Genomic DNA, 23,268 nt, shown 5'->3' with positions numbered 1-23,268 from the left:
AACTGAGGTCGCGCAGCAATCGTGGTCGGATTACGGTCGTCCATTGTCAGTTCGCGAGTTCCTGCTCATAGAAGGCCTGAACGCGCGTGACGAACTCTTCTCCGGTGATCTTGCTGGTGACCAGCTGCTGCGATTCAGGAATGATCGAACCTGCGTAGATGCCGGCGGTCGCGTTCGCCATGAAGTCGATCTGTCCGTCCTCGGCAGCGATCTGAGCGGACATCGCGAGCGAGTCCGCGATCAGCGACCCTTCAGGAGCCTTCGGCTGCTCCTGCTCGGGATCCCCACCAGGGGATGCTGCGGTCACATCCAGCACGATCTGGCGAGCAGTCGGATCGGTGTGGATCCAGTTGAGGAAGTAGACGATCTCGTTGAGGTGCTTCGACCCGGCAGCGACGGAGAAGGAGTTCGCCGCTCCCATCGCGACGTGCGTGCCGCCCTTCTCGGCCGGTGGCACGAGGAAGTACTCGACGTTGTCTCCCATCTTCGCCTCGGTGTCGGTGGCTGCCCAGTTCCCGTTGAACGTGAACAGCGCCTCACCGTCCTGGAAGCGGGTCACGAAAGAGGCGTAGTCGATGGCGTTGATGTCGCTCGGGAAGTAGCCCGCATCTGCCCACTTACGGATGAGCTCCGCGCCCTTGAGGTTGCCAGGCGTGTCGTAGGTAGCGCCGGGGACGTTGTAGATCCAGTCCGAGAAGTCCTGCTTGTCCGCATACTGGTTCATCGCTGCCTGTACGACGAAGTTGACGACGCCGTCCTTGTCTCCCGCCATGATCGGGAGGATTCCCGCAGCCTTTGCGGCAGCGAGGTCTTCCTCCAGCTCGGCGAGCGTGGCGGGGGGTGCGTCGATGCCTGCCTGCTTTGCAAGCTCGACATTCATGTAGATGCCCGTGACGCTGTACCCGAGACCGAGTTGGTACAACGAGCCGGAACCACGCACGCCGTCCTCGCTCACCCGGAGCGGAGCGAGCTGCGACTCCGACCATTTGTCCCACCCGTAAGCGTCGAAGTAGGGATCGAGGTTCGCCAGAAGACCGTCCCGCACGGTGTCGCCGATCGTGGGGAGACGGATCAGGTCCGGCGGGGTGTCGCTGGCGAGCAGCTTCGGAGCGTTGGCGGTGAGGTTCGCGAACGTGTCGCGCGTGACGTTGAACTTCACGTTGGGGTGCTGCTTGGTGAACTCCGCAGCCAGCTCGTCCGTGAGCGGGAAGCCCGTCTCGTCGGCGATCGTGAGGGTGACGTCTTCGGTCGTGAGTTCGGTGCTGACCTGGACATCACTGGTTGGCTTGGGTGTGTTGTTGCTGCCTGGCGCGCAACCGGCCAGTGCGAGCACCGTCGTGACTGCGAGCGCGGTGGCCCCGAGGTATCCGCCCGCGAATCGCGTGCGGGATCGCGAATGTGCCATCTGATGACTCCTTTGTCCAAAGTGATTGTGCAGGATGCTTTCCGGACTGACGACTCCTCCTGATCGCCGCAGATCGGGTACATCGGCGAGGGAGGAGCTCCTTGCTGAATGGATTAAGCAGACTCACTATTGCAACCGTTCCGCGGAAAGTCAAGTGTGTCTCCTGCGACCTCGACCGGTACGCTTCGGAAGTCCTCAAGGAAGGTGAAATGTCCAGCAAACGCGTCACTCTGGCCGACGTCGCCAAACGAGCGGGGCTGTCCTCCGCCGCGGCCTCGATGATTCTGAACGGTCGTCCGGACACTCGACTGTCGCAGGCCGCCCATGACCGAGTGATCGCAGCCGCGGAGGAGCTCGGCTACCGCCCGAACGTCGCGGCGCGAGGCCTCCGCACCGACAAGACGCACACGATCGGGTTCATCTCAGACGTGGTCGCCACCACGCGATTCGCGAGTGGTCTGATCAAGGGGGCCCTGGAGGCCGCCGAAGCGGCTGGGCATGTCGTGCTCGTGCTCGAGACCGGTGGGGAGCCGAAGCGAGAGACGGAGGCCATCGCTGCGGTGCTCGACCGACAGGTGGATGGAATCGTCTTCGCGACGATGCGCGCCCGCGAACTCTTCGTGCCTTCGGTCCCCGCCGGCACCCCGGTCGTCATGCTCAATGCGACGAACGCGCACCATCATGTGTCTGTACTCCCAGACGAAGAGACGGGAGGTCGCATGGCCGTCCGTCTCCTGGCAGAGCAGGGGCATCGCGCCGGAATCGCCCTCATCGGCCAGAGCGACACGGTCGAGAAGGATGCTTTTCGATCTGCCACCGTCGCACGGCGCGTTCGCGGCGTCAGATCGGAGATGGCAGAACGGAATCTAGAGTTCGTTGCGGAAGAGTCGATTTGGCTGTGGGAGCCCGAGCCCGGCTACGCAGCGACGAAGGCACTCCTCGAGCGTCGAGACGACGTGAAAGCTCTGCTGTGCATGAACGACCGCCTCGCTTTCGGCGCATACCAGGCCATTGCCGAATTGGGATTGTCGGTCCCTGATGACATCTCGATCGTCTCGTTCGACAACGACGAGGTGGCAGCCTATCTGAGGCCAGGACTCACGACCCTCGCTCTCCCGCATGAGGCGATGGGGCGGACAGCTGTCGAATTGCTCTTGTCGGGCGAGCGAGCAGGCGAGACGCTCCTGCCGATGCCAGTCATCGAACGAGCGTCGATCGCCGCCCCGCGAGCGACCTGAGTAGCCAGGCGCACGAGCGCCCAGCCGGCCTTTCGCGCTCGGGAACAGCGAATCCAGAGATCGGTCAGTCGCCGGGATCGAGGGTGACCACGCGCACTGCGCTGAAAATGGCCCCCGCGTCGACGAGTCCGAATTCTCTGAGCAGCCCTGCCCAGAGCGTTCGGAGTGCACGGTCGGGATCGACGAGGTGGAATCCGTTCTTGTTGGCTTCGTAGATCCCGAAGCTGGCGCTCAAGATGAGGTCGCCGACCTCGCGCGGATCGGCACTCTGGGGCAATTGCCCGAGGGCGACGGCTTCGCTGACCTGCGTGCTTGCATAGTCGAACCAACTTTGTCCGGTGTAAGGCAGGTCGAAGAGGCCCTGGCCGTGGCTTTCGAGGATGAGGCGGACTGCCGCCGGGCCGAACGGGCTCGTTCGTACATCCGCCGCTGCGCTGGCGATGAGAGAGAGGAAGCGTGGCAGACCGGCTTCGATGCGCTCGACGCACTCGATGAGCAACTTCCACACCTCGAGTTGGCGTTCCACAATCGCATTGGCGATATCGAGCTTCGAGCGGAACTGGCTGTAGCTCAGCGCGGACTTCGGCTTGTCCATCACCGCGGCGATCCCCGCGATTGAGGTTCCCGCGTAGCCATGCTGGGCGAACTGCCGTGCGGCGGCGAGGAGGATGCTCTCTCGCGTTGCCGCCTTCTGCTCAGATCGGGAACCCACCTATGAACGGTACCCGCTAGGTCCGCAATCCGTGATTTCGTGTTGCACCACGAGACTGCCGCAGAGTTGGAAGACCGATGCATCGCTGATAGATTCATTTCGACAGACGAACGTATGTCGAAATGAGGATGCCATGAATCAGCCCGCGTGCACAACGACTCTCTGAGCGGAGCGTCGAACGAGGATCCCCCCGCCGTGGCGGACCAGCGGCCGCCAGTTACTGCCACGAATCGGAGCGAGCGATATCGGAGAGCGGAGACGCTACGCGAGGCTGCAGAGATGTTGCTCGTCGCGTGCGACTTGCCAGCCGAACTCCCCGGCGCCGAGGGTCTCGACCCCGAAAAGATGAGAACGTTCGCGTCGCGCCTCTTGGATCGTGCGGACGAGATCGCCACCGGTGGACCACTCTCACCGCGTCGTCAGCCCCGAAGCCAGCCAGCTCAGAATGTAACCCCCACGTAGGGTCCCCCAGACCCGAATCGGAGCTGCGCCCGCCGGAGTCCATCCTGAGATAACTTCGGCGCGATCCGATTCGCCGGCCCCCATCCGACGAATCGGATCGCATTCACCACCCCTGACGCTTGGTCGGCTCGAGCGGGCCTTGAGAGCACCGCACGGTGCACTACCTGTGCCCCTCTGATCAGCCGGTCGGGGACGTCGCTAGCGACGTTCGAAGCGCGTCATGATGTCGGCGACCCCCTCGCGGAACCTTGGGCAGGTGGCGATGTCATGGGACCGGCAGCGCATCGCATGTTCGGTCATCTCCCGCGAGCGCCGCATCTCCTCCATCCGGCGATCGAGGTCGTCCAGATGCTCCTGCAGCACCTGGTGCCGACCGGCGCTCTCATCGTCGAGCAGCACGGCGATCTGATCCAAACTCATGCCAGCGGCCTTGCTGCGTTGGATCACGGCGATGCGCACCACCTCGTCCTCCCCGTACCGACGACGGCCGGCGGAGTCCCGCGCCGGTCGGAGCAGGCCGACGGTCTCCCAGTGCCGCAGCACATTGGTCGGCAGATCGAAGCGGGCGGCGACGTCGCCGACGGACCACGGATGCCGATCATTTGACTTCATGTTGACATGAAGTCACAGACTGTCCGGGAACGCAAGCGAGACGCAAGACCGAAGAGCGGAAGGATCCCTCCCATGTATGACGCGATCGTGATCGGCGCCGGGCCCGCCGGCCTCCAGGCCGCACTCACCCTCGGGCGGATGCATCGTGCGACGCTGCTCGTCGACTCGGGCGAATACCGCAACGGCACGGTGCTGCACATGCACAACGTGATCGCGAACGACGGCACGCCTCCGGCGGAGTTCCGCGCGACGGCCCGCGACCAGCTCGCCGCCTACGACGATGTGGAGATCCGTGACGGTCGCGTCGAGGGGATCTCCGGGGTCGAGGGCGACTTCCTCGTGACGCTCGCCGACGGATCTTCGGCGGCGGCTCGGAACATCATCCTGGCGACCGGTGTCGTCGACGACCTGCCGGAGGTGGATGGCCTCTCGGCGCTGTGGGGTGTGCGTGCCTTCGCGTGTCCGTTCTGCGACGGCCACGAGCACGCCGGTCTGCCGATCGCGGTGATCGGCGAGGCGGCACGCGCACAGCATCTGATCGGCCTGCTCGGACGGATCGTCAGCGAGATCACCGTCGTCCCGGCGGGTGTGCCGTTCACCGGCGACGAAGTCACGGCACTCGAAGCCCGGGGCGCGCGCGTGAGCACGTCGGTCGTCACCTCGGTGTCGGCATCCGAGACGGGAGCGGTGGTGCGCACCGATGCGGCTGAGCTCGCGGTGGCAGGCATCTTCATCGCCGCCGGCGCGATGCGCCAGCGCGCTCCGTTCGCGGCCCGGCTCGGGCTCGGGATGCTGGAATCCGGGGCCGTCGAGATCGACGACTTCGGGCGCACGTCGCGTGCCGGCGTGTACGCGGCCGGCGACCTCGCCCATCGCGCGGCGCTCCCCGGCCCCATGGCGGCCGTGATGATGGCGGCGACAGCGGGCCAGCTCGCCGCGGTCGGCATCATCCAGTCACTGCTCGCCTCAGAGCACTGACCCCGCTCCGTGCCGGGTGCGCGTCAGACGGCTCCGACGTCGACGGCACCGTCTGTCGTGGCGGGCTCGGCGTAGTCGACCTCGCGCCAGACGTCGCCGACCAGCTCGAACGAGGTCACGCTCGAGAGTGCGCACCGGCGCGTGCGCGGGTCGTGCCGCAGCGGTAGTCCGGCGACCCGGAGATGCGTGATCCAGATCGGCGCCTGGTGCGAGACCATCACGACATCGCCGCCGTCGGCCGCATGCCAGGCCTCGCCCATGGCGCTCAGCATCCGCTCCGCGATCGACGAGTACGGCTCACCCCAGCTCGGCAGCGACGGCTGGCGCAGATGCCACCAGTTGAGCGGATTCATCAGCGAACGTCGCATCTGCGTGCCCTCGAACACGTTCGTCGGCTCGATGATGCGGATGTCGATCTCGGGCACCAGGTCGAAGCGTGCGGCGAAGGGTTCCGCGGACTCCTGCGCTCGCTCCAACGGCGACGAGTACAGGGCGGCGACCGGCCGATCCAGCAGGGCCACATGATCGGCGGCCGCCTGCGCCATGCGACGCCCCGCCGTGCTCAGGTGATAATCGGGCAGCCGCCCGTAGAGCACACGGGCGGGATTGTGCACCTCGCCGTGGCGGACGAGGTGCAAGCGCGTCGCCGGCACGTCACGCCTTGCTGTAGCGGGAGTCCCCGAACCCGAGGATCAGATAGCCGATGTAGGGGAAGACGAAGAGCAGGAAGAACGAGAACAGCCCGCCCTTGCCGAAGCGCTCACCGAGCCGGATCGCCACGATGATGCCGAACACGAAGCCGACGATCGGGATGATGTAGAGCAGAGCCAACCATCCTGACATCCCGGCGATGCGCACGAGGATGACGATGTTCACGATCGGGATGATCGCGAGGATGCCGGGGTAGCCCGCCTTCGTGAACACCTTCCACAGGCCGATCACGACCAGGACGTAGAAGGCGAGCGTGATCAGACCGGTCGTGCCGGAGAAGATCGATGCATAGAGATCGGCGATGCCGTTGGAGTCCACGGTGCACCCTTTCTGTGTGATGGCTGTGTCGTGGTGATCATACTGACGATCCGTCCCGCGCCGGGAAGGCAGCGCCCGCCCGCGTAGAATGGGCGGGTTCACCCTTTCGCAGATCAGAAGGAATTCTCCGTGCTTCGCACCCACTCGGCAGGCTCACTGGATGCCTCGCACATCGGTCAGACCGTCACCCTCACGGGGTGGGTCGATCGGCGTCGTGACCACGGAGGAGTGGCATTCATCGATCTGCGCGATGCGTCGGGCATCGCCCAGGTCGTCATCCGCGACGAGGAGATCGCCCACCCCTTGCGCAACGAGTTCGTGCTGAAGGTCACGGGCGAGGTCTCGAAGCGTCCGGACGGCAACGCGAACCCGAACCTGCCGACCGGCGAGATCGAGCTCATCGCCGCCGATGTCGAGGTGCTGAACGAGTCCGCTCCCCTCCCCTTCCAGGTGTCCACGGCTCTCGCCGAGACCGAGACCGTGGGAGAAGAGGCGCGCCTCAAGTACCGCTACCTCGACCTGCGCCGTCCCGCGCAGGCCTCCGCTCTGCGCCTGCGCTCGAACGTCTACAAGGCGATCCGCGACGTGCTGCACGCCGAGGACTTCACCGAGGTCGAGACTCCGACGCTCACGCGTTCGACGCCGGAAGGCGCCCGCGACTTCCTGGTTCCCGCACGCCTGAGCCCGGGTAGCTGGTACGCCCTCCCCCAGTCGCCGCAGCTGTTCAAGCAGCTGCTCATGGTCGGCGGCGTGGAGAAGTACTTCCAGATCGCACGCTGCTACCGCGACGAGGACTTCCGCGCCGACCGTCAGCCGGAGTTCACGCAGCTCGACATCGAGATGAGCTTCGTCGACCAGGAAGACGTCATCACGCTGATGGAGTCGCTCATCCGGGCGATGTGGGCCACGATCGGCGTCGAGGTCGCGACCCCGCTGCCGCGCATGACCTACGCCGAGGCGATGGCCAAGTACGGCTCCGACAAGCCCGACCTGCGCTTCGGCCTCGAGCTCGTCGAGGCGACCTCGTACTTCGCCGAGACGCCGTTCCGGGTGTTCCAGGCCGAATACGTCGGCGCCGTGCGCATGCCCGGCGGCGCGAGCCAGCCCCGCAAGCAGCTCGACGCCTGGCAGGACTGGGCCAAGCAGCGCGGTGCGCGTGGCCTCGCCTACGTGCTCTTCAACGAAGACGGCTCGCTCGGCGGCCCCGCAGCCAAGAACCTGTCCGAGGCCGAGCAGGCCGGACTCGCCGCACTCGTCGGCGCAGAAGCGGGTGACTGCGTGTTCTTCGCCGCGGGCGCCACGAAGGAGAGCCGCGCCCTCCTCGGCGCCGCACGCGTCGAGATCGGTCGCCGCCTCGGCTACCTCAACCCCGATGAGTTCGCGTTCACCTGGGTGGTCGACGCGCCGATGTTCGAGCCCGCCGCGGATGCCGTGGCCTCCGGCGACGTCGCGGTCGGCGCCGGCGCATGGACCGCCGTCCACCACGCGTTCACGGGGCCCAAGCCCGAGTTCCAGGACACGTTCGACACCGACCCCGGTTCGGCTCTCGCCTACGCGTACGACATCGTGTGCAACGGCTCCGAGCTCGGCGGCGGGTCCATCCGCATCCACCGCGAAGACGTGCAGAAGCGCGTGTTCGAAGTCATGGGCATCAGCGACGAGCAGGCCGACGAGCAGTTCGGCTTCCTGCTCGACGCCTTCAAGTTCGGCGCCCCGCCGCACGGTGGAATCGCGCTCGGCATGGACCGCGTGCTGCAGCACCTCACCAAGACCGACTCGATCCGCGAGGTCATCGCGTTCCCGAAGTCGGGCAACGGCTTCGACCCGCTGACCTCCGCCCCGGCACCGATCACCGACGCGCAGCGCGCCGAGGCCGGTGTCGACTTCGAGCCCGAGGACGACGAGGCCTGAGCCACGCCGTCACTCTGCCGAAGAGACCCCCTGCCGCATGGCCGGGGGTCTCTTCGCATTCAGCGGAGCGACGCGAGTGCGGGCTGGATGTTCTCGTTCCACACGTCGACGCCGAGCTTCGCGATCAGCCCGATCACCACGATCAGGAAGACCACGCGGATGAACTTCGTGCCGCGTGAGATGGCCATCCGCGAACCGAGGTAGCTGCCTGCCACATTCGCCACGGCCAGGATGCCGCCCAGCAGCCAGAGCACCGATCCGTGCGGGATGAACAGCAGCAGCGCGCCGAGGTTGGTCGCGAAGTTCACGATCTTGGCCTTGGCGCTCGCCTGGAGGAAGTCGTAGCCCAGGAGCGCGACGAGGGTGATCACCAGGAACGTGCCCGTCCCCGGGCCGATCATGCCGTCGTAGAAGCCGATGGCGAGCCCCGCGGCGCCGGCCATGATGTGGTGCTTGTGCCCCTGGAAGCGCAGCGACGTGGACGCACCCATCTGCGGCCGGAACGCTGTGAACAGCGCGACGGCGAGCAACGCGACGACGATGATCGGCTTGAAGGCGGCGGACGGCAGCACGGTCGCCACCGCTGCCCCGCCGAACGATCCGGCGAGCGCGATCCCCGCCATCGGCAGCGCGGTGCGGATGTCGGGTCTCGCGCGGCGGTAGTAGGTGACGCTGCTCGTGGCCGTGCCGAACACCGAGGCGAACTTGTTCGTCGCGAGCGCCTGCACCGGCGAGATCCCGGGGATGAGAAGCAACATCGGCAGCTGCAGCAGCCCGCCGCCGCCCACCACCGCGTCGATCCACCCGGCGGCGAACGCGGCGACGATCACGAGCAGCAGCATGCCCCACGTGAGCTGCTCGAGGCCGAGCACTGCGCCGATGTCCATCCCGCCAGACTGCCAGACCCCCGGTGCTGCAGACGACGTGGGCCCGCTCCGCTGGCAGACTGGGGCCATGCTCGACGCTCTCCCCCTCCCCCACTCCTTCGAATCCCGCGCCGGTCACGCCGTGCTGCGTCGTGCCACGACGGCGGAAGCGGATGCCGTGATCGCGCTGCTCGCCGATGACCCGATCAGTGCGGCCCGCGGTGATGTCGCCTCAGACGCCGATCGCCCGGCCTACGCCGCCGCGCTCGCGGAGATCCTGGCGGAACCGTCCAACGATCTGCTCGTCGTCGAGCTCGATGGCGCGATCGTCGGCACGCTGCAGCTCACCTCGATCCCCGGAATGGCGCGCCAGGGCGCACGGCGTCTGCTCGTCGAGGCCGTCAGGATCAGCAGCGCGCTCCGCTCCTCCGGCATCGGCTCCGCCGTCATGCGTTGGGTCGGCGAAGCGGCGGCCCCGGCCCTCGGCGCGGCGATGGTGCAGCTCACCTCGGATGCCGCCCGCACCGATGCCCATCGCTTCTACGAACGGCTCGGCTATGTCGGCTCGCACCGCGGATTCAAGTACGCGGTCGGCGGCTGACGTCCTCCCGCCCCCGCGCGCCACCCACCGGACACCGAGCGTTCATCCGACCCGCGACGACCGGTAACCCCGGCCCCGTAGCGTCCTCTCGCAACCCCGTACCGGCGATCGCCGGTCACCCGAGAGGACACTCATGGCACGCATCACCCGCCGCGCGCGCATCGGCGCCGGCATCGCCCTGGCCACCACGGCCGCACTCGCACTCACCTCCTGCGCAGGCGCCACCGACGCTCCGGCATCCGGTGGGGACTCCGACGTGAATGCATCGACGGCCACCTCGGTCGCCGACTTCGGCACCTTCGCCGACCTGGAGGCCGCGGCCAAGGCGGAGGGATCCCTCAACGTCATCGCCCTTCCCCGCGACTGGGCGAACTACGGCGAGATCCTCGACCTGTTCGCCGAGAAGTACCCCGAGATCACGATCAACGAGGCCTCGCCCGACGTCTCGAGCGCCGAGGAGATCCAGGCGGCTGAGACCAACAAGGGCCTGGACACGGCACCCGACGTGTTCGACATCGGTCTGACGGTCGCGCTGCAGAACACCGACACGTTCGCCCCGTACAAGGTGCAGACGTGGGACGACATCCCCGACGCGCTGAAGGAGCCGACCGGCCTCTTCGTCGGCGACTACGGCGGGTACATGTCGATCGGCTACGACTCCTCCAAGTTCGAGGCCCCTGCCGAGCTCTCCGACCTGCTGTCGGCGGACTACAAGGGCGCTGTCGCGATCAACGGCGACCCGACGCAGGCCGGCGCGGCCTTCGCGGCCGTCGGCCTCGCGACCGTGCAGTCGGACGGCACGCTCGACGACTTCCAGCCGGGCATCGACTTCTTCTCCGACCTGCAGAAGGCCGGCAACCTGCTCAAGGTCGACGTCACCACCGCGACCATCGCGAGCGGCGAGACCCCGGTCGTCTTCGACTGGGACTACCTGAACGCCTCGCACACGGCTGACAACGAGAACTGGAAGGTCGTCGTGTTCGACGGCACCGGTTACGCGGGTTACTACAACCAGGCCGTCAACGTGGATGCTCCGCACCCGGCGGCTGCTCGCCTGTGGCAGGAGTTCCTCTACAGCGACGAGGTGCAGAACCTGTGGCTGAAGGGTGGCGCGCGTCCCGTGCGCATGGAGGCGATGACCGACGCCGGCACGATCGACGCCGACCTCGCCGCCGCGCTCCCCGAGGCTCCGGAGGAGACGCTCGTCCCGACCGAGGAGCAGTCGACGAACGCCGGCACGCTGCTCGGCGAGAAGTGGGCAGCGGCGGTCCAGTGACCACCATCGCCACACCGGGGGTGGGCGCTGCGGCGTCCATCCCCGCCACCTCCGCCGGGCCCTCGCATGATGCGAGGGCCCGGCGGTCCGCGCCGTCGTGGGCCTGGCTCGGGCTCGTCCCGTTCGCCGCATACGTCGTGCTCTTCCTCGCCGTGCCGACCGTCCTCGCGATCGGATCGGGCTTCTTCACCAAGGACGGCTCCTTCACCTGGACGAACGTGTCGGCGCTCGGCGATCCCGTCGTCCTGACGACCTTCGCGAACTCGGCGGGGCTGTCGCTGCTCACCGCTGTGGTCGGCGCGATCGTAGGCGCCCTCGCCTGCTACGCCCTGCTCGGCATGAACCCCGACGGAGCGATCCGCTCGACAGTGGATGCCGCAGCCGGCGTGCTCGCCCAGTTCGGCGGCGTGATGCTCGCCTTCGCCTTCATCGCCACCATCGGCATCCAGGGCGTGGTCACGGTCTTCCTCCGCGACACGTTCGGGTTCAACATCTTCGCGAACGGCACCTGGCTCTACGAGCTGCCCGGACTCGTGCTCCCCTACATCTACTTCCAGATCCCCCTCATGGTCATCACCTTCATGCCCGCCCTCGCCGCGCTCAAGCCGCAGTGGGCCGAGGCGAACCTCACCCTCGGCGGCACCCGCACGAGCTTCTGGCTGCGCATCGGCATCCCGGTGCTCGCCCCCTCGTTCCTGGCCAGCCTGCTGCTGCTCTTCGCCAACGCCTTCTCGTCGTATGCGACGGCCGCCGCCCTCGCCAGCCAGGGGTCGCAGATCGTACCGTTGCAGATCCGCACCGCCCTCACGAGCGAGACGGTGCTCGGCCGGGAGAACCTCGCCGGTGCTCTCGCCCTCGGCATGATCGTGATCGTCGGCATCGTGATGGCGCTCTACTCGCTCATCCAGCGTCGGGCTGCGAGGTGGCAGTCATGAATCGTCTCGGCCCCTCCCTCGCGACGCGGTGGGTCATCGGCATCCTTGTCGGGATCTTCTTCTCCATCCCGCTGGTCTCGACCTTCCTGTTCACCCTCCGCGGCAAGGACGGCCCCTCGCTCGAGCATTGGTTCGCCCTGTTCGACCCGGCGTCCGCAACTGCGATCAAGCCCATCTGGACCGGCCTCGGCAATTCCCTGATCCTGGCCGTCGTCACGGTCGCGATCGTGTTGCTGGTGCTCGCTCCCACGATGATCCTCGTGAACCTGCGCTTCCCGAAGCTCAAGCCGGCGTTCGAGTTCGCCGTGCTTCTGCCGATCTCGATCCCGGCGATCGTGCTGGTCGTCGGCCTCGCACCGATCTACCTGCAGATCGGTCGCTCACTCGGCACGGGCACCTGGACGCTCGCCTTCGCCTACGGCATCACGGTGCTCCCGTTCGCGTTCCGATCCATCCAGGCCTCGATCGACGCGGCGGACCTTCGCACACTCTCGGAGGCCGCTCGTTCCCTGGGTGCGAGCTGGCCGACCGTGGTGCTCAAGGTGTTGGCTCCGAACCTGCGCCAGGGACTGCTCGCCGCCTCACTGATCTCGATCGCCGTCGTGCTCGGCGAGTTCACGATCGCCTCGCTCCTCAACCGCCAGGTGTTCCAGACGGCCATGGTCGTCGTGCAGAAGCAGGACCCCTTCGCGCCGGCGATCTTCACGTTGCTGGCGCTGGCGTTCGTCTTCATCCTGCTCCTCCTCATCGGCCGCGTCGCCCGCGGCAACGGAAAGGCCCGCTCATGACTCTCGACCACGCCCTCCCCCGCACCAAGGACAACCTGCTGCTCGCCGAGGCCGGCGAGGGCACCCGCGTCGAGCTGCAGGGCATCGTGAAGAGCTACGCGGGCAACCGGGTGCTGCACGGTGTCGACCTCGACATCGCCCCCGGCGAGTTCGTGTCGCTGCTCGGGCCGTCGGGCTGCGGCAAGACGACGCTCCTGCGTGTGCTCGCCGGGCTCGAGGGCTCCGACGAGGGCGCTGTGCTGCTCGGCGGACGCGATGTCTCGCGCATCCCCACCAACAAGCGCGACATCGGCATGGTGTTCCAGTCGTACTCGCTGTTCCCGCACCTGCGGGTCGCCGAGAACACGGCGTTCGGACTGCGGCGGCGCGGGGTCGCGGCCGCTGAGGCCTCGAAGCGCGCTCTCGATGCACTCGCGCTCGTCGGCCTGGCGGACTTCGCCGATCGCTTCCCCCACCAGCTGTCGGGCGGGCAGCAGCAGCGCGTGGCTCTCGCCCGTGCGCTGGTCACCGAGCCCAAGGTGCTGCTGCTCGATGAGCCTCTGTCGGCACTCGATGCGAAGGTGCGCGTGCAGTTGCGCGATGAGATCCGCCGCATCCAGCTGCGCCTCGGCATAACCACCGTGTTCGTCACGCACGACCAGGAGGAGGCTCTCGCCGTTTCCGACCGGATCGCCGTGATGAACTCCGGTCGGATCGAGCAGATCGGCTCGCCCGAGCAGCTGTACACGACGCCCTCGACAGCCGGAGTCGCCGCGTTCGTCGGCCTCTCCAGCGTCGTGGCCGGCGTCGGCGAGGGCGATCACGTCGTGGTGTGGGGTCAGCGGCTGCCGCTGCAGTCGCCGGCCGTCGGTCCGGTCGATGTCTACCTGCGGCCCGAGAACGTGTTCTTCGCCTCGGAAGCGGATGCCGCGACCGACGCCCTGGTCGAGGAGAGCACGTTCCTGGGCAGCATGCGCCGCACCCTCGTGCGCACCGAGGCCGGCGAGCTCGTGCGGGTGCAGCACGCCCCCGGCATCCACCCGTCGTTCGGCGACCGTGTGCGCATCGCGGTCGCTCCCGAGCCCGTCGCCGTGCATCCGCGCGGCTGAATACTCGCTCTTCCCCCAGATATAGGGGTCGAGATAGCGTGAGCGCGGAGGAGCTCCGCCTCCTCGACCGACAGAGAAAGGACACCTCATGGCAGGCAGGTTCGAGCTGTACACCGACAAGTCCGGCGAATACCGGTTCCGTCTGAAGGCCGGCAACGGCGAGGTCATCGCGACGAGCGAGGGCTACTCCTCGAAGTCCGGCGCGTTGAACGGCATCGATTCCGTGCGCCGGAACGCCGCGGATGCCGAGGTCGTCGAGGTCTGATCCGGCTCGGCCCCGCGTCGAGACCCCCATTCATTGCCGAGACCCCCTGGTGCAGACGTCTGCACCAGGGGGTCTCGGCGATGGAGAGGGGTCTCGACGACCCCCTCGGCTAGAGCACGCGCGACAGGAAGTCCTGGGTGCGCGGATGCTGCGGGTTGCCGATGACCTCGCGCGGATCGCCCTCTTCCACGATGTGCCCGCCGTCCATGAAGATCAGCCGCGAGCCGACCTCACGAGCGAAGCCCATCTCGTGCGTGACCACGAGCATGGTCATGCCCTCGTCGGCGAGCTTGCGCATCACCTGCAGCACCTCGCCCACGAGCTCGGGATCGAGCGCCGAGGTGGGCTCATCGAACAGCATCATGTCGGGGTTCATGCACAGCGCACGGGCGATGGCCACGCGCTGCTGTTGCCCGCCGGACAGGTGACCCGGATACGCGTCCGCCTTCTCCGACAGCCCGACGCGAGCGAGCATCTCCTTCGCGACCTTCTCGGCCTCGGACTTGGACCGTTTCTTCACGCGCTGCTGGGCGATGGTGAGATTGCCCATCACGCTGAGGTGCGGGAACAGGTTGAAGCTCTGGAACACCATGCCGATGCGCGTGCGCACGCGGTCGATGTCGACGTCGGGGTCGGTGATGTCGATCCCCTCGATCAGCACCTTGCCGCCGGTCGGCTCCTCGAGCAGGTTCACCGAACGCAGCAGCGTCGACTTACCCGATCCCGACGGGCCGATCACGCACACGACCTCGCCCTTGGTGACGGTGAGGTCGATGCCCTTGAGCACCTCGTTGTCGCCGAACGACTTGACGAGACCCTGCACGTCGATCGCCGGAGCATGGACATCAATCAGGTCGGTGATCATCGCTGCCTCGACATCCGTCGTTCCAGGTACGCGCTGAAGCGCGTGAGGGGGATCGTCACGATCAGGTACAGGATCGCCGCCATGATCAGCGGCGTCGCGTTGGTGTTCTGCGTCGCCGCATCACGGGCGAAGTTCGTGAGCTCCTTCGACCAGATGAAGGTTCCCGCCACGAAGAGCAGCGAGGTGTCCTTCAGCAGCAGCACGAACTCGTTCGTCAGCGGCGGGATGATGATGCGGAATCCCTGCGGGACGACGATCCAGAAGGTGGTCTTCATGGGCGACATGCCGAGCGAACGTGCCGCTTCGGTCTGCCCTCTCGGAACGGCCTGGATGCCGGCGCGGATCGTCTCGGCCATGTACGCCGAGGCGACGAGCACGAGACCGACGAGCCCCAGAACCACGGGGCCGCCGAGGTTCTTGCCCGGGATCCCCGACGCGATCGGCAGGATGAACGCGACCGCGAAGATCGTGAGGATCGCGGGCAGCCCGCGGAACAACTCGATCCAGGCCGTGGCGATCCAGCGGAACGGCCCGATGCTCGACAGCTTCAGCAGTGCCAGCACGATGCCGAGCAGCAGACCCGCGATGAACGCCACCGCTGTGAACCACAGAGTGTTCACGAGCGCCGTCGTGATGATCCCCGGGAACATCTTCGCCGCGACTTCGGGGTTGAAGAACAGCGGTCCGATCTTCGGCCAGTCGGTGCCGATCACCGCCCAGACGGCGACGGCGATCAGCACGACGTAGACGATGTACCGGTACAGCTTGCTCTTGGTGGTGCGCCTCAACGCCATTGTCAAGGTCCTCCCGACCTATTCAGCCAGTCCGATTACTTCGCGGTGAAGTAGGTGTCGTAGATGGTCTGGTAGTCGCCGCTGTCGCGCAGCTCCTGCAGAGCGCCGTTGACCGCCTCGAGCAGCGCGTCCTTCTCGCCCTTGGCGAAGGCGAAGCCGTAGGACTCGTCGGTGTTGTAGGTCTCGACGATCTTGTAGGCGGAGTCGGCCTTCTCGTGCTCGAGGTTCACCGGCTGGTCCTGCAGGATGGCGTCGATCTGCCCGGCCTGCATGGCCGGCCACAGCTCACCGTCGGAGGGGTACTGCACGAGCTCAGCGCCCTTGGCGTTCTCGCCGGCGTAGGTCTCGCCCGTGGTGCCCTGCTGCACGCCGACGTTCTTGCCCGAGAGGTCGTCGATCGACTCGATACCCGAGTCGGTGCGGACCAGGAGCGACTGCAGCGAGTCGTAGTACGGGTCGGAGAAGTCGATGTTGGCCTTGCGCTCGTCGGTGATCGTCATGGCGGAGGCTCCGATGTCGCAGTTGCCCGCGGCGAGGATGGTGCCCGACTGCAGCGCGTCGAATCCGACGTCCTGCACGGCCAGCTTCAGGTCGAGCTTCTTGGCGATCGCGTCGAGCAGGTCGATGTCGAAGCCGGTGTAGCCCGTGCCGTTGTCGCCGCCCTCGAACTCGAACGGTGCGTAGGGGATGTCGGAGCAGATCGTGAGCGTGCCTGCCTCGACCAGACCGTACTCCGCGCCCGCCGCCGGCTCTTCGGATCCGGAGTCGGAACCTGCGTTGGTCGCGCAACCGGCGAGTGCGAGGGTGGCGGTCGCCGCGAGCGCGAGCCCGGCGAAGATGGTGCGACGCTGCATGACAGCTCCTATGAGACGAGGGCTCTGGTGCCCACGGACGGGTAGGAGTTCATCTAAACATGCGGCCTGTCACCGTCACCAACGACTTCGGCCCCTGACGGATCACATTTGTGTTGCAAGTGTGACGGGAGATGTCGGTCCGGCGCAGCCCCCGGCGTCGCAGCACCGAGTGTTCACCTTCGCCCCCTATGTTCTGTGCGTATTCACTCGAGCGCGTGCGCTCCGGAGGCAGAGGAAGCAGAGCATGGCGAAGAAGACAGCGGCGCAGCGCACGGCCGAGACGGCGATCGACGCGGCCAAGGATGCCGCCAAAGATGCGAAGAAGCTGATCAAGGCGCTGCCGAAGACGGCCGTCAAGAAGCTGAAGCCACTCATCGAGGACGCCAAGGACGCCGCTGACGTCTCGAAGAAAAAGGTCGCCGCTCGTCCCAAGAAGGTCGCCAAGGCCGCCGTCGCCGCCGCCGACCGCCTGCGTGCGGCCACGACCCGTCTGGAACAGCCGAAGAAGAAGGCTGCCCCGAAGGCGAAGGACGCTCCGAAGAAGAAGGCTGCCCCGAAGAAGAAGCCCCTCGCGCCCTCGACGGCCGTCCCCACTCCCGCTGCCGTCGAGGCGGAACCCCCCGCCGCCCTCTCCTCCCTCACCGTCGTCGAGCTGCGAGCGCGCGCACGCGAGGCCGGGCTCACCGGGTACTCCCGCCTCTCGAAGGCCGCACTGGTCACCCTCCTTGCACGCTGACGTGCAGCGGGTGCTCGACCGCGCGGCGGAGGCGACGCCCGCGCGCACCCTCATCGACATCCTTCGCGAGACCACCACGCGGTATCCCGACGCGTCCGCGATCGAGGATTCCGCGGGCGCCCTGAGCTACGCCGAGCTTCTGGCGCGCGTCTGGCAGACCGCCGCCGTGCTTCACGAGCAGGGGGTGCGCCCGGGCGATCGGATCGGCATCCGCCTGACCTCCGGGCGCCGCGAGCTGTACATCGCGATCCTGGGGACGATGGCAGCCGGTGCCGCCTACGTGCCCGTGGACGTCGACGATCCGCAGGAGCGTGCCGACCTGGTCTTCCGCGAAGCCCGCATCGTCGGGACCATCACGGGCGACGGCTCCTATACCCGCGTCGATCAGGGATCCCGTTCCGACCTGTTCCGTCGCGAGGACCCGCATCCGAGCACATCCGCCATCCCGATCGTCGCTCCGCCGACCGTCGACGAGGATGCCTGGATCATCTTCACCTCGGGCTCGACCGGGGTGCCCAAGGGCGTCGCGGTCTCGCACCGCTCGGCCGCGGCATTCGTCGATGCCGAAGCCCGCCTCTTCCTGCAGGACTCCCCGCTCGGCCCGGGCGACCGCGTGCTGGCGGGGCTGTCTGTCGCCTTCGACGCCTCGTGCGAGGAGATGTGGCTCGCGTGGGGGCACGGCGCCTGTCTGGTGCCCGCGCCCCGCGCGCTCGTGCGGTCGGGTGAGGATCTCGGTCCGTGGCTGCTCGGACACGGCATCACCGTCGTGTCGACCGTGCCGACCCTCGCCGCGCTGTGGCCGCAGGATGCGATCGAGAACGTGCGTCTGCTGATCTTCGGCGGAGAAGCGTGCCCGCCCGAGCTGGTCGCGCGCCTGGCCGCCGACGGCCGCGAGGTCTGGAACACCTACGGACCCACCGAGGCCACGGTCGTCGCCTGCGCCTCGCTGATGACCGGTGACGGTCCGGTTCGCATCGGCCTGCCGCTGGACGGATGGTCGCTCGCCGTCGTCGATGCCTCCGGCGAGCGCGTGGCGGAGGGCGAGAGCGGCGAGCTCATCATCGGCGGCATCGGCCTCGCCCGCTATCTCGACCCGGCGAAGGATGCCGAGAAGTACGCACCCATGCCCTCGCTCGGCTGGGACCGCGCGTACCGCTCCGGCGATCTGGTGCGCTTCGAGTCGGAGGGGCTCGTCTTCCAGGGCCGAGCCGACGATCAGGTGAAGATCGGCGGCCGGCGCATCGAGCTCGGCGAGGTCGAGGCGGCTCTGCAGGCCCTCACCGCGGTGTCGGCCGCGACGGTGGTGGTACAGAAGAGCGAGAGCGGCATGGCCCTGCTCGTCGGCTATGTGGTGCCGGACGTCGGGTTCGACCGTCAGAGCGCGCGGGCAGAACTCTCCGAGATGCTTCCGGCGCCCCTGATCCCGTTGCTCGCGACCGTCGATGATCTGCCCGTGCGCACCTCGGGAAAAGTCGACAAGGCGGCCCTCCCCTGGCCTCTCGAATCCGCCGACGCCGGAGATTCGTCCCTGTCCGGCACGGCCGCCTGGCTCGCCGAGCAGTGGTCGGCTGTTCTGGGGGTGCGGCCGGCCGACGACGACGCCGACTTCTTCCAGCTCGGTGGCGGGTCGCTCGCCGCGGCACAGCTGGTCTCGCGTCTACGCACGCGTGCACCGGAGTTCACGATGACGGATGTCTACGATCTCCCGCGGCTGCGTCAGATGGCGGATGCCGTCGAAGATGAAGCGGACGCGGAGAACGAGCACGAGGAGCGCGTCTTCAGTCAGCCCCGTCCGACGCCGCGTCGCACGCAGTGGGTGCAGACGCTCGCCGGGTTCCCCCTGTTCGTGTTCACCGGCATCCGCTGGCTGCTCTTCCTGCTCGCCGCGAGCTGGCTCCTTCGGCTGTCACCCGGTTTCGACTTCCTCCCCGACGTCTCGGGGTGGCTCGTCCTTGCGGGTCTGCTCGTCTTCGCGACGCCGCTGGGGAAGATGACCATCGCGGCCGCGGCTGCGCGGCTGCTGCTCGCCGGAGTGCGGCCGGGAGACCACCCGCGAGGCGGCGGCGTGCATCTGCGCCTCTGGCTCGCGGAGCAGATCGCCCAGCAGGTCGATCCGGTGGGGCTCGCCGGCGCACCGTGGGTCGTCTACTACGCGCGAGCGCTCGGTGCCCGCATCCACAAGGACGTCGATCTCCACACCGTCCCGCCCATCACCGGGATGCTCGAGATCGGAGCCGGAGCCTCGGTCGAACCCGAGGTCGATCTGACGGGATATTGGATCGACGGCGACACCGTACGGATCGGCAGCATCCGCATCGGGGCGGACGCATCGATCGGGGCGCGCAGCACGCTCGCCCCCGGCACCAAGATCGGCCGAGGCGCCGAGATCGCGCCGGGATCCGCCGTCTTCGGTCGCGTGCGCGCACGACAGCGCTGGGCCGGATCTCCCGCCACGCGAACAGGAGCGGTCTCGGCGCCCTTCGCATCGTCTCGGCCCCCGAGCCGCACGATCTGGCTCTGGGCGTTCGCCGCGTCATCCGCATTCCTGGGTGTTCTCCCGCTCCTCTCCTTCGCCGCCGGAGGGGCGCTCATCGCCGCCGGAATGCAGGGAGCGGAGACACTGCTCGATGCGGTGCCCGGCATGCTCACGATGCTGGTACCGGGGGTCCTCCTCTCCGGCACCGTCTTCGCCGTGCTCGTGCTCGCGCTCGTCCGCATCCTGGGCATCGGATTGACCGAGGGCGTGCACCCCGTGCGCTCCCGGGTCGCATGGCAGGCCTGGACGACGGAACGTCTGCTCGACTCCGCGCGCACGTTCCTGTTCCCCCTGTACTCGAGCGGATTCACCCCGCTCTGGTTGCGCGCGCTCGGCGCCGATGTCGGCCGCGATGTCGAAGCATCGACGGTGCTGCTGATCCCGAAGTTCACCACGATCGCCGATGGCGCCTTCCTCGCAGACGACACCATGGTCGCGACCTATGAGCTGCAGGGCGGATGGATGCGACTGGCCCACGCACGGATCGGGAAGCGTGCCTTCCTCGGCAACTCGGGCCTCGCCGCCGGCGGGCACAATGTGCCCAAGGACGGACTCGTCGCCGTGCTGTCGGTCGCGCCGCTGAAGGCGAAGGCGGGGTCGTCGTGGCTGGGCTCACCGGCGACGCGCCTGCGCAGGGTCGTCAACGACGCCGATCTCGAGCGCACGTATCGCCCGCGCACCGGGCTGCGCGTCGCTCGCGCACTGTGGGAGCTGTGCCGCATCATCCCGGTGTTCGTCACGTGCGCGATCGGTCTCGCCGTGATGATCGCGCTCGCGATCCTCATCGAGGAGGTGGGGGTCGCCGGCGCGATCGCGCTCTCTCCGGCCGTGATGCTCACCGCGGGAGCGCTCGCGGCGCTGATCACGACCGCCGCCAAGTGGCTCATCGTCGGACCGATCCGCGCCGGCGAGCATCCGCTCTGGTCGAGCTTCGTGTGGCGTACCGAGGTGTCCGACACGTTCACCGAGATGGTCGCCGCGCCGTGGTTCGCGAACTCCGCCTCCGGCACCCCCGCCCTCGCGGTGTGGTTGCGCAGCCTCGGAGCCAAGATCGGTCGCGGGGTCTGGAGCGACAGCTACTGGCTGCCCGAACCCGACCTCGTGACCCTCGGCGATGGCGCGACCGTGAACCGCGGTTGTGTGGTTCAGACCCATCTGTTCCATGATCGTGTGATGAGCATGGATTCCGTCACCCTCGAGAACGGTGCGACCCTGGGCCCGCACAGCGTGATCCTGCCCGCAGCGACGATCGGCGCAGACGCGACCGTCGGCCCGGCCTCTCTCGTCATGCGCGGCGAGTTCGTGCCCGTCGGCAGCCGCTGGAGCGGAAACCCGATCGGACCGTGGCGCGCTGTGAAGGTGCGGTCGTACCAGGCATCCGACGTATGACCGCCGACGCGTACACTCCCCACAGCGGCGATCGACGTTACGGGGTTGTGCACTACGACCTCTCGCTCGACTACCGGATGCCGACGAATCGGTTGACCGGCACCGCCACCCTCCATGTGCGTCTGCACGAGAACACCAGACAGCTGTCCGTGGATCTCGTGGGACTCAAGGCGAGCAAGGTGCGCGTGAGCGGCGACCGCGGGGCGACCTTCCGCCAGGATCAGCGGCGCCTCAAAGTCGTACTCAGCGCGGAGCGACGCACCGGCGACGAGTTCACCATCGCCGTGGACTACGCGGGTGCGCCGGGGCCACGCCGCACCCGATGGGGCCTGATCGGCTGGGAGGAACTCGAGGACGGAGCCCTGGTCGCATCCCAGCCCACCGGAGCGCCGACCTGGTTCCCCTGCAACGACCTGCCCTCGGACCGGGCGACCTATCGCCTGGAGTTCACCACGGACCCCGAGTACACCGTGGTCAGCGGCGGAAGTGCGACACGCTCGACGCAGCGTGGGCGCACCCGATGGACCTTCCAGCAGGAACTGCCCACGGCGACGTATCTGATGACCGTGCAGATCGGACAGTACGCGGACGAGCGGGTGTCACTGGGCGACGTCTCCGGACGCCTGTACTTCCCGCCCGCGCTCGCACCGCGCGTGCGGGCGGACTTCGCACCGCTGGGCGAGATGATGCGCGTCTTCGCCGACGCGTTCGGTCGGTACCCGCAGGACTCGTACAAGATCGTGGTCACTCCTGACGACCTCGAGATTCCGCTCGAAGCCCAGGGGATGGCGATCTTCGGCGCGAACCACATCGACGGCACCCACACCTATGAGCGGCTGATCGCCCACGAGCTCGCCCACCAGTGGTTCGGCAACAGTGTCGGCGTCGAGCGCTGGCAGGACATCTGGCTGAACGAGGGATTCGCCTGCTACGCGGAGTGGATCTGGTCCGAAGCGTCGGGCGGCCCGACCGCCCACTCCGAAGCGGTCGCCCATCACGCCCGCCTCACCGCCCTCCCGGTCGACCTGCTGCTCTCCGATCCGGGACCGATCGACATGTTCGATGACCGCGTGTACAAGCGCGGCGCCCTTGCGTTGCATTCACTGCGGGCGACGATCGGAACCGCGCGGTTCTTCGCATTCACGCGCGAATGGGCGGCGCGCTTCGCGAATCGCGCCGTGACGACCGATGACTTCCTCGGTCTGGTCGACGAGATCGCGGGTCTCGACGCACGCGATCTGATGCGCACCTGGGTGGATGAGCTGCCGCTCCCCGACCTTCCCGCAATCAGCCCCGAGCCGCGCTGAGCACGAAGCCGACGGGCCCGGCCAGGGTCGCCACACGCAGCGGCGACGACCGGGCGGGCAGCACGGCCTCCCAGAGCGGCGGGCCGACTCCGAGCGACGCCTGTGTCGGCACAGGGCTCAGGCGCACAGCGCCGGGGTCGATCGAGACACCGCGCCCGTCGGCCTTGATCGACGCTTCGATGCGTGTCCACTCCGCCAGGTCGGGCGCAGGCCGCGGCGCGAACATCGGTCCGAGTTCGGCGACCCGGGAGTCTGCGGCGGCCGCTTCGACATCGACCCCCAACAGAGCCGATCCCTTCGCGACCCCGACCACGACCAGATCACCGGCGTGGCTCACGCTGATCACGAACCCCGCAGTGCGCGGCACCGCGTGGTGATCGCCACAGCGCACGCACGTGCTGTCCAAGGCGACCAGCGGACCGCCACCGAGCCGTCGCACGAGATCGCGGATCAACGCTCGCCCCGTCAGGAATCCTGTGGCGCGCGCGCCGGCGAGCTGCCGATATCGCTCGACCTGCCCGAGTCCCATCGCACGGAGATCGGTCTCATCGAAGTCGGGGACGTCGGACGGCATCGCCCAGGCGATCGTCGCGCCCGACCAGGTGATCTCGTTCACGCGAT

At 67.7% G+C, this 23,268-nt stretch carries 22 protein-coding genes; 12 read left to right on the top strand and 10 right to left on the bottom strand.

Annotated features, from left to right (window positions below):
- Positions 1-46: 46 nt before the first annotated feature.
- Positions 47-1,405 (bottom strand): extracellular solute-binding protein, encoded by a 1,359-nt coding sequence (locus P0Y60_05505; protein ID WEK62211.1) that lies wholly within the window; start codon positions 1,403-1,405, stop codon positions 47-49.
- Between the two features lie 101 nt (positions 1,406-1,506).
- Between P0Y60_05505 and P0Y60_05500 the strand changes: the two genes are divergently transcribed.
- Positions 1,507-2,643, top strand: coding sequence for a LacI family DNA-binding transcriptional regulator (locus tag P0Y60_05500; protein ID WEK62210.1), 1,137 nt, complete (start codon positions 1,507-1,509; stop codon positions 2,641-2,643).
- A 64-nt stretch (positions 2,644-2,707) separates the two neighbouring features.
- Here the strand turns inward: P0Y60_05500 and P0Y60_05495 are convergent, their stop codons facing one another.
- Positions 2,708-3,355 carry a TetR/AcrR family transcriptional regulator gene (locus P0Y60_05495; GenBank protein ID WEK62209.1) on the bottom strand — a complete coding sequence of 216 codons (648 nt, stop codon included), beginning with the start codon at positions 3,353-3,355 and terminating at the stop codon, positions 2,708-2,710.
- Positions 3,356-4,015: 660 nt separating this feature from the next.
- Positions 4,016-4,429 (bottom strand): MerR family transcriptional regulator, encoded by a 414-nt coding sequence (locus tag P0Y60_05490; GenBank protein ID WEK62208.1) that lies wholly within the window; start codon positions 4,427-4,429, stop codon positions 4,016-4,018.
- 72 nt (positions 4,430-4,501) lie between these two features.
- Between P0Y60_05490 and P0Y60_05485 the strand changes: the two genes are divergently transcribed.
- Complete coding sequence (locus tag P0Y60_05485; GenBank protein WEK62207.1) at positions 4,502-5,407, top strand: NAD(P)/FAD-dependent oxidoreductase; 906 nt, start codon at positions 4,502-4,504, stop codon at positions 5,405-5,407.
- 23 nt (positions 5,408-5,430) lie between these two features.
- Here P0Y60_05485 and P0Y60_05480 read toward each other — a convergent pair whose 3' ends face one another.
- Both P0Y60_05480 and P0Y60_05475 read right to left on the bottom strand, forming a co-directional pair.
- Positions 5,431-6,060 (bottom strand): histidine phosphatase family protein, encoded by a 630-nt coding sequence (locus tag P0Y60_05480; protein WEK62206.1) that lies wholly within the window; start codon positions 6,058-6,060, stop codon positions 5,431-5,433.
- 1 nt (position 6,061) lies between these two features.
- Entirely contained in the window at positions 6,062-6,436 is a 375-nt protein-coding gene (locus tag P0Y60_05475; protein WEK62205.1) for a DUF5684 domain-containing protein, read from the bottom strand.
- Between the two features lie 129 nt (positions 6,437-6,565).
- Between P0Y60_05475 and aspS the strand changes: the two genes are divergently transcribed.
- The gene (gene aspS / locus P0Y60_05470) at positions 6,566-8,347 is read left to right on the top strand and encodes an aspartate--tRNA ligase (GenBank protein WEK62204.1); all 1,782 of its coding nucleotides are present in this window, start codon (positions 6,566-6,568) and stop codon (positions 8,345-8,347) included.
- A gap of 59 nt (positions 8,348-8,406) precedes the next feature.
- On the opposite strand, the gene P0Y60_05465 is transcribed toward aspS, so the two are convergent.
- Positions 8,407-9,234, bottom strand: a complete 828-nt coding sequence (locus P0Y60_05465; GenBank protein WEK62203.1) for a TSUP family transporter — start codon at positions 9,232-9,234, stop codon at positions 8,407-8,409.
- Between the two features lie 67 nt (positions 9,235-9,301).
- Between P0Y60_05465 and P0Y60_05460 the strand changes: the two genes are divergently transcribed.
- The 6 genes from P0Y60_05460 (at position 9,302) to P0Y60_05435 (ending at position 14,166) form a co-directional block, all read left to right on the top strand.
- On the top strand, positions 9,302-9,814 hold the full coding sequence (locus P0Y60_05460; GenBank protein WEK62202.1) for a GNAT family N-acetyltransferase: 513 nt from the start codon (positions 9,302-9,304) through the stop codon (positions 9,812-9,814).
- A gap of 133 nt (positions 9,815-9,947) precedes the next feature.
- Positions 9,948-11,090 carry an ABC transporter substrate-binding protein gene (locus tag P0Y60_05455; GenBank protein ID WEK62201.1) on the top strand — a complete coding sequence of 381 codons (1,143 nt, stop codon included), beginning with the start codon at positions 9,948-9,950 and terminating at the stop codon, positions 11,088-11,090.
- Positions 11,087-12,025, top strand: a complete 939-nt coding sequence (locus P0Y60_05450; protein ID WEK62200.1) for an ABC transporter permease — start codon at positions 11,087-11,089, stop codon at positions 12,023-12,025. Before P0Y60_05455 ends, P0Y60_05450 begins: the two co-directional genes overlap by 4 nt.
- Complete coding sequence (locus P0Y60_05445; GenBank protein ID WEK62199.1) at positions 12,022-12,813, top strand: ABC transporter permease subunit; 792 nt, start codon at positions 12,022-12,024, stop codon at positions 12,811-12,813. The genes P0Y60_05450 and P0Y60_05445 overlap by 4 nt, the downstream gene beginning before the upstream one ends.
- The gene (locus P0Y60_05440) at positions 12,810-13,901 is read left to right on the top strand and encodes an ABC transporter ATP-binding protein (protein WEK62198.1); all 1,092 of its coding nucleotides are present in this window, start codon (positions 12,810-12,812) and stop codon (positions 13,899-13,901) included. Before P0Y60_05445 ends, P0Y60_05440 begins: the two co-directional genes overlap by 4 nt.
- An 88-nt stretch (positions 13,902-13,989) precedes the next feature.
- Complete coding sequence (locus P0Y60_05435) at positions 13,990-14,166, top strand: YegP family protein (GenBank protein ID WEK62197.1); 177 nt, start codon at positions 13,990-13,992, stop codon at positions 14,164-14,166.
- A gap of 109 nt (positions 14,167-14,275) precedes the next feature.
- Here the strand turns inward: P0Y60_05435 and P0Y60_05430 are convergent, their stop codons facing one another.
- The 3 genes from P0Y60_05430 to P0Y60_05420 are packed head-to-tail and all read right to left on the bottom strand — an operon-like array spanning position 14,276 to position 16,679.
- Positions 14,276-15,031, bottom strand: coding sequence for an amino acid ABC transporter ATP-binding protein (locus tag P0Y60_05430; protein ID WEK62196.1), 756 nt, complete (start codon positions 15,029-15,031; stop codon positions 14,276-14,278).
- On the bottom strand, positions 15,028-15,825 hold the full coding sequence (locus P0Y60_05425; protein WEK62195.1) for an amino acid ABC transporter permease: 798 nt from the start codon (positions 15,823-15,825) through the stop codon (positions 15,028-15,030). The genes P0Y60_05430 and P0Y60_05425 overlap by 4 nt, the downstream gene beginning before the upstream one ends.
- Before the next feature lie 35 nt (positions 15,826-15,860).
- Positions 15,861-16,679: a basic amino acid ABC transporter substrate-binding protein gene (locus P0Y60_05420; protein ID WEK62194.1), complete on the bottom strand. Its 819-nt coding sequence runs from the start codon at positions 16,677-16,679 to the stop codon at positions 15,861-15,863.
- Between the two features lie 244 nt (positions 16,680-16,923).
- Here P0Y60_05420 and P0Y60_05415 point away from each other — a divergent pair, with 244 nt between their 5' ends.
- Genes P0Y60_05415 through P0Y60_05405 form a run of 3 tightly spaced genes read left to right on the top strand, consistent with a single transcriptional unit; the run spans position 16,924 to position 22,647 of the window.
- Positions 16,924-17,415 carry a hypothetical protein gene (locus P0Y60_05415; protein WEK62193.1) on the top strand — a complete coding sequence of 164 codons (492 nt, stop codon included), beginning with the start codon at positions 16,924-16,926 and terminating at the stop codon, positions 17,413-17,415.
- Positions 17,405-21,340 (top strand): amino acid adenylation domain-containing protein, encoded by a 3,936-nt coding sequence (locus P0Y60_05410; protein WEK62192.1) that lies wholly within the window; start codon positions 17,405-17,407, stop codon positions 21,338-21,340. The genes P0Y60_05415 and P0Y60_05410 overlap by 11 nt, the downstream gene beginning before the upstream one ends.
- Entirely contained in the window at positions 21,337-22,647 is a 1,311-nt protein-coding gene (locus tag P0Y60_05405; protein ID WEK62191.1) for a M1 family metallopeptidase, read from the top strand. The genes P0Y60_05410 and P0Y60_05405 overlap by 4 nt, the downstream gene beginning before the upstream one ends.
- On the opposite strand, the gene P0Y60_05400 is transcribed toward P0Y60_05405, so the two are convergent.
- Positions 22,628-23,263 carry a hypothetical protein gene (locus P0Y60_05400; GenBank protein WEK62190.1) on the bottom strand — a complete coding sequence of 212 codons (636 nt, stop codon included), beginning with the start codon at positions 23,261-23,263 and terminating at the stop codon, positions 22,628-22,630. The genes P0Y60_05405 and P0Y60_05400 overlap by 20 nt on opposite strands.
- Positions 23,264-23,268: the final 5 nt, after the last annotated feature.

The sequence above is a fragment of the Candidatus Microbacterium colombiense genome (assembly GCA_029203165.1).
GTDB classification, from domain to species: Bacteria; Actinomycetota; Actinomycetes; order Actinomycetales; family Microbacteriaceae; genus Microbacterium; species Microbacterium colombiense.
The sequence above is the reverse complement of the archived record's forward strand: the minus strand, read 5'-3'. Positions and strand labels throughout refer to the sequence as shown.

Excerpts from the sequence above, each read along its gene's own strand:
- P0Y60_05505 (WEK62211.1), bottom strand. The coding sequence starts at position 1,405 with ATGGCACATTCGCGATCCCGCACGCGATTCGCGGGCGGATACCTCGGG.
- P0Y60_05490 (WEK62208.1), bottom strand. The coding sequence starts at position 4,429 with ATGAAGTCAAATGATCGGCATCCGTGGTCCGTCGGCGACGTCGCCGCC.
- P0Y60_05485 (WEK62207.1), top strand. The coding sequence starts at position 4,502 with ATGTATGACGCGATCGTGATCGGCGCCGGGCCCGCCGGCCTCCAGGCC.
- P0Y60_05465 (WEK62203.1), bottom strand. The coding sequence starts at position 9,234 with ATGGACATCGGCGCAGTGCTCGGCCTCGAGCAGCTCACGTGGGGCATG.
- P0Y60_05460 (WEK62202.1), top strand. The coding sequence starts at position 9,302 with ATGCTCGACGCTCTCCCCCTCCCCCACTCCTTCGAATCCCGCGCCGGT.
- P0Y60_05455 (WEK62201.1), top strand. The coding sequence starts at position 9,948 with ATGGCACGCATCACCCGCCGCGCGCGCATCGGCGCCGGCATCGCCCTG.
- P0Y60_05445 (WEK62199.1), top strand. The coding sequence starts at position 12,022 with ATGAATCGTCTCGGCCCCTCCCTCGCGACGCGGTGGGTCATCGGCATC.
- P0Y60_05440 (WEK62198.1), top strand. The coding sequence starts at position 12,810 with ATGACTCTCGACCACGCCCTCCCCCGCACCAAGGACAACCTGCTGCTC.
- P0Y60_05435 (WEK62197.1), top strand. The coding sequence starts at position 13,990 with ATGGCAGGCAGGTTCGAGCTGTACACCGACAAGTCCGGCGAATACCGG.
- P0Y60_05430 (WEK62196.1), bottom strand. The coding sequence starts at position 15,031 with ATGATCACCGACCTGATTGATGTCCATGCTCCGGCGATCGACGTGCAG.
- P0Y60_05425 (WEK62195.1), bottom strand. The coding sequence starts at position 15,825 with ATGGCGTTGAGGCGCACCACCAAGAGCAAGCTGTACCGGTACATCGTC.
- P0Y60_05420 (WEK62194.1), bottom strand. The coding sequence starts at position 16,679 with ATGCAGCGTCGCACCATCTTCGCCGGGCTCGCGCTCGCGGCGACCGCC.
- P0Y60_05415 (WEK62193.1), top strand. The coding sequence starts at position 16,924 with ATGGCGAAGAAGACAGCGGCGCAGCGCACGGCCGAGACGGCGATCGAC.
- P0Y60_05405 (WEK62191.1), top strand. The coding sequence starts at position 21,337 with ATGACCGCCGACGCGTACACTCCCCACAGCGGCGATCGACGTTACGGG.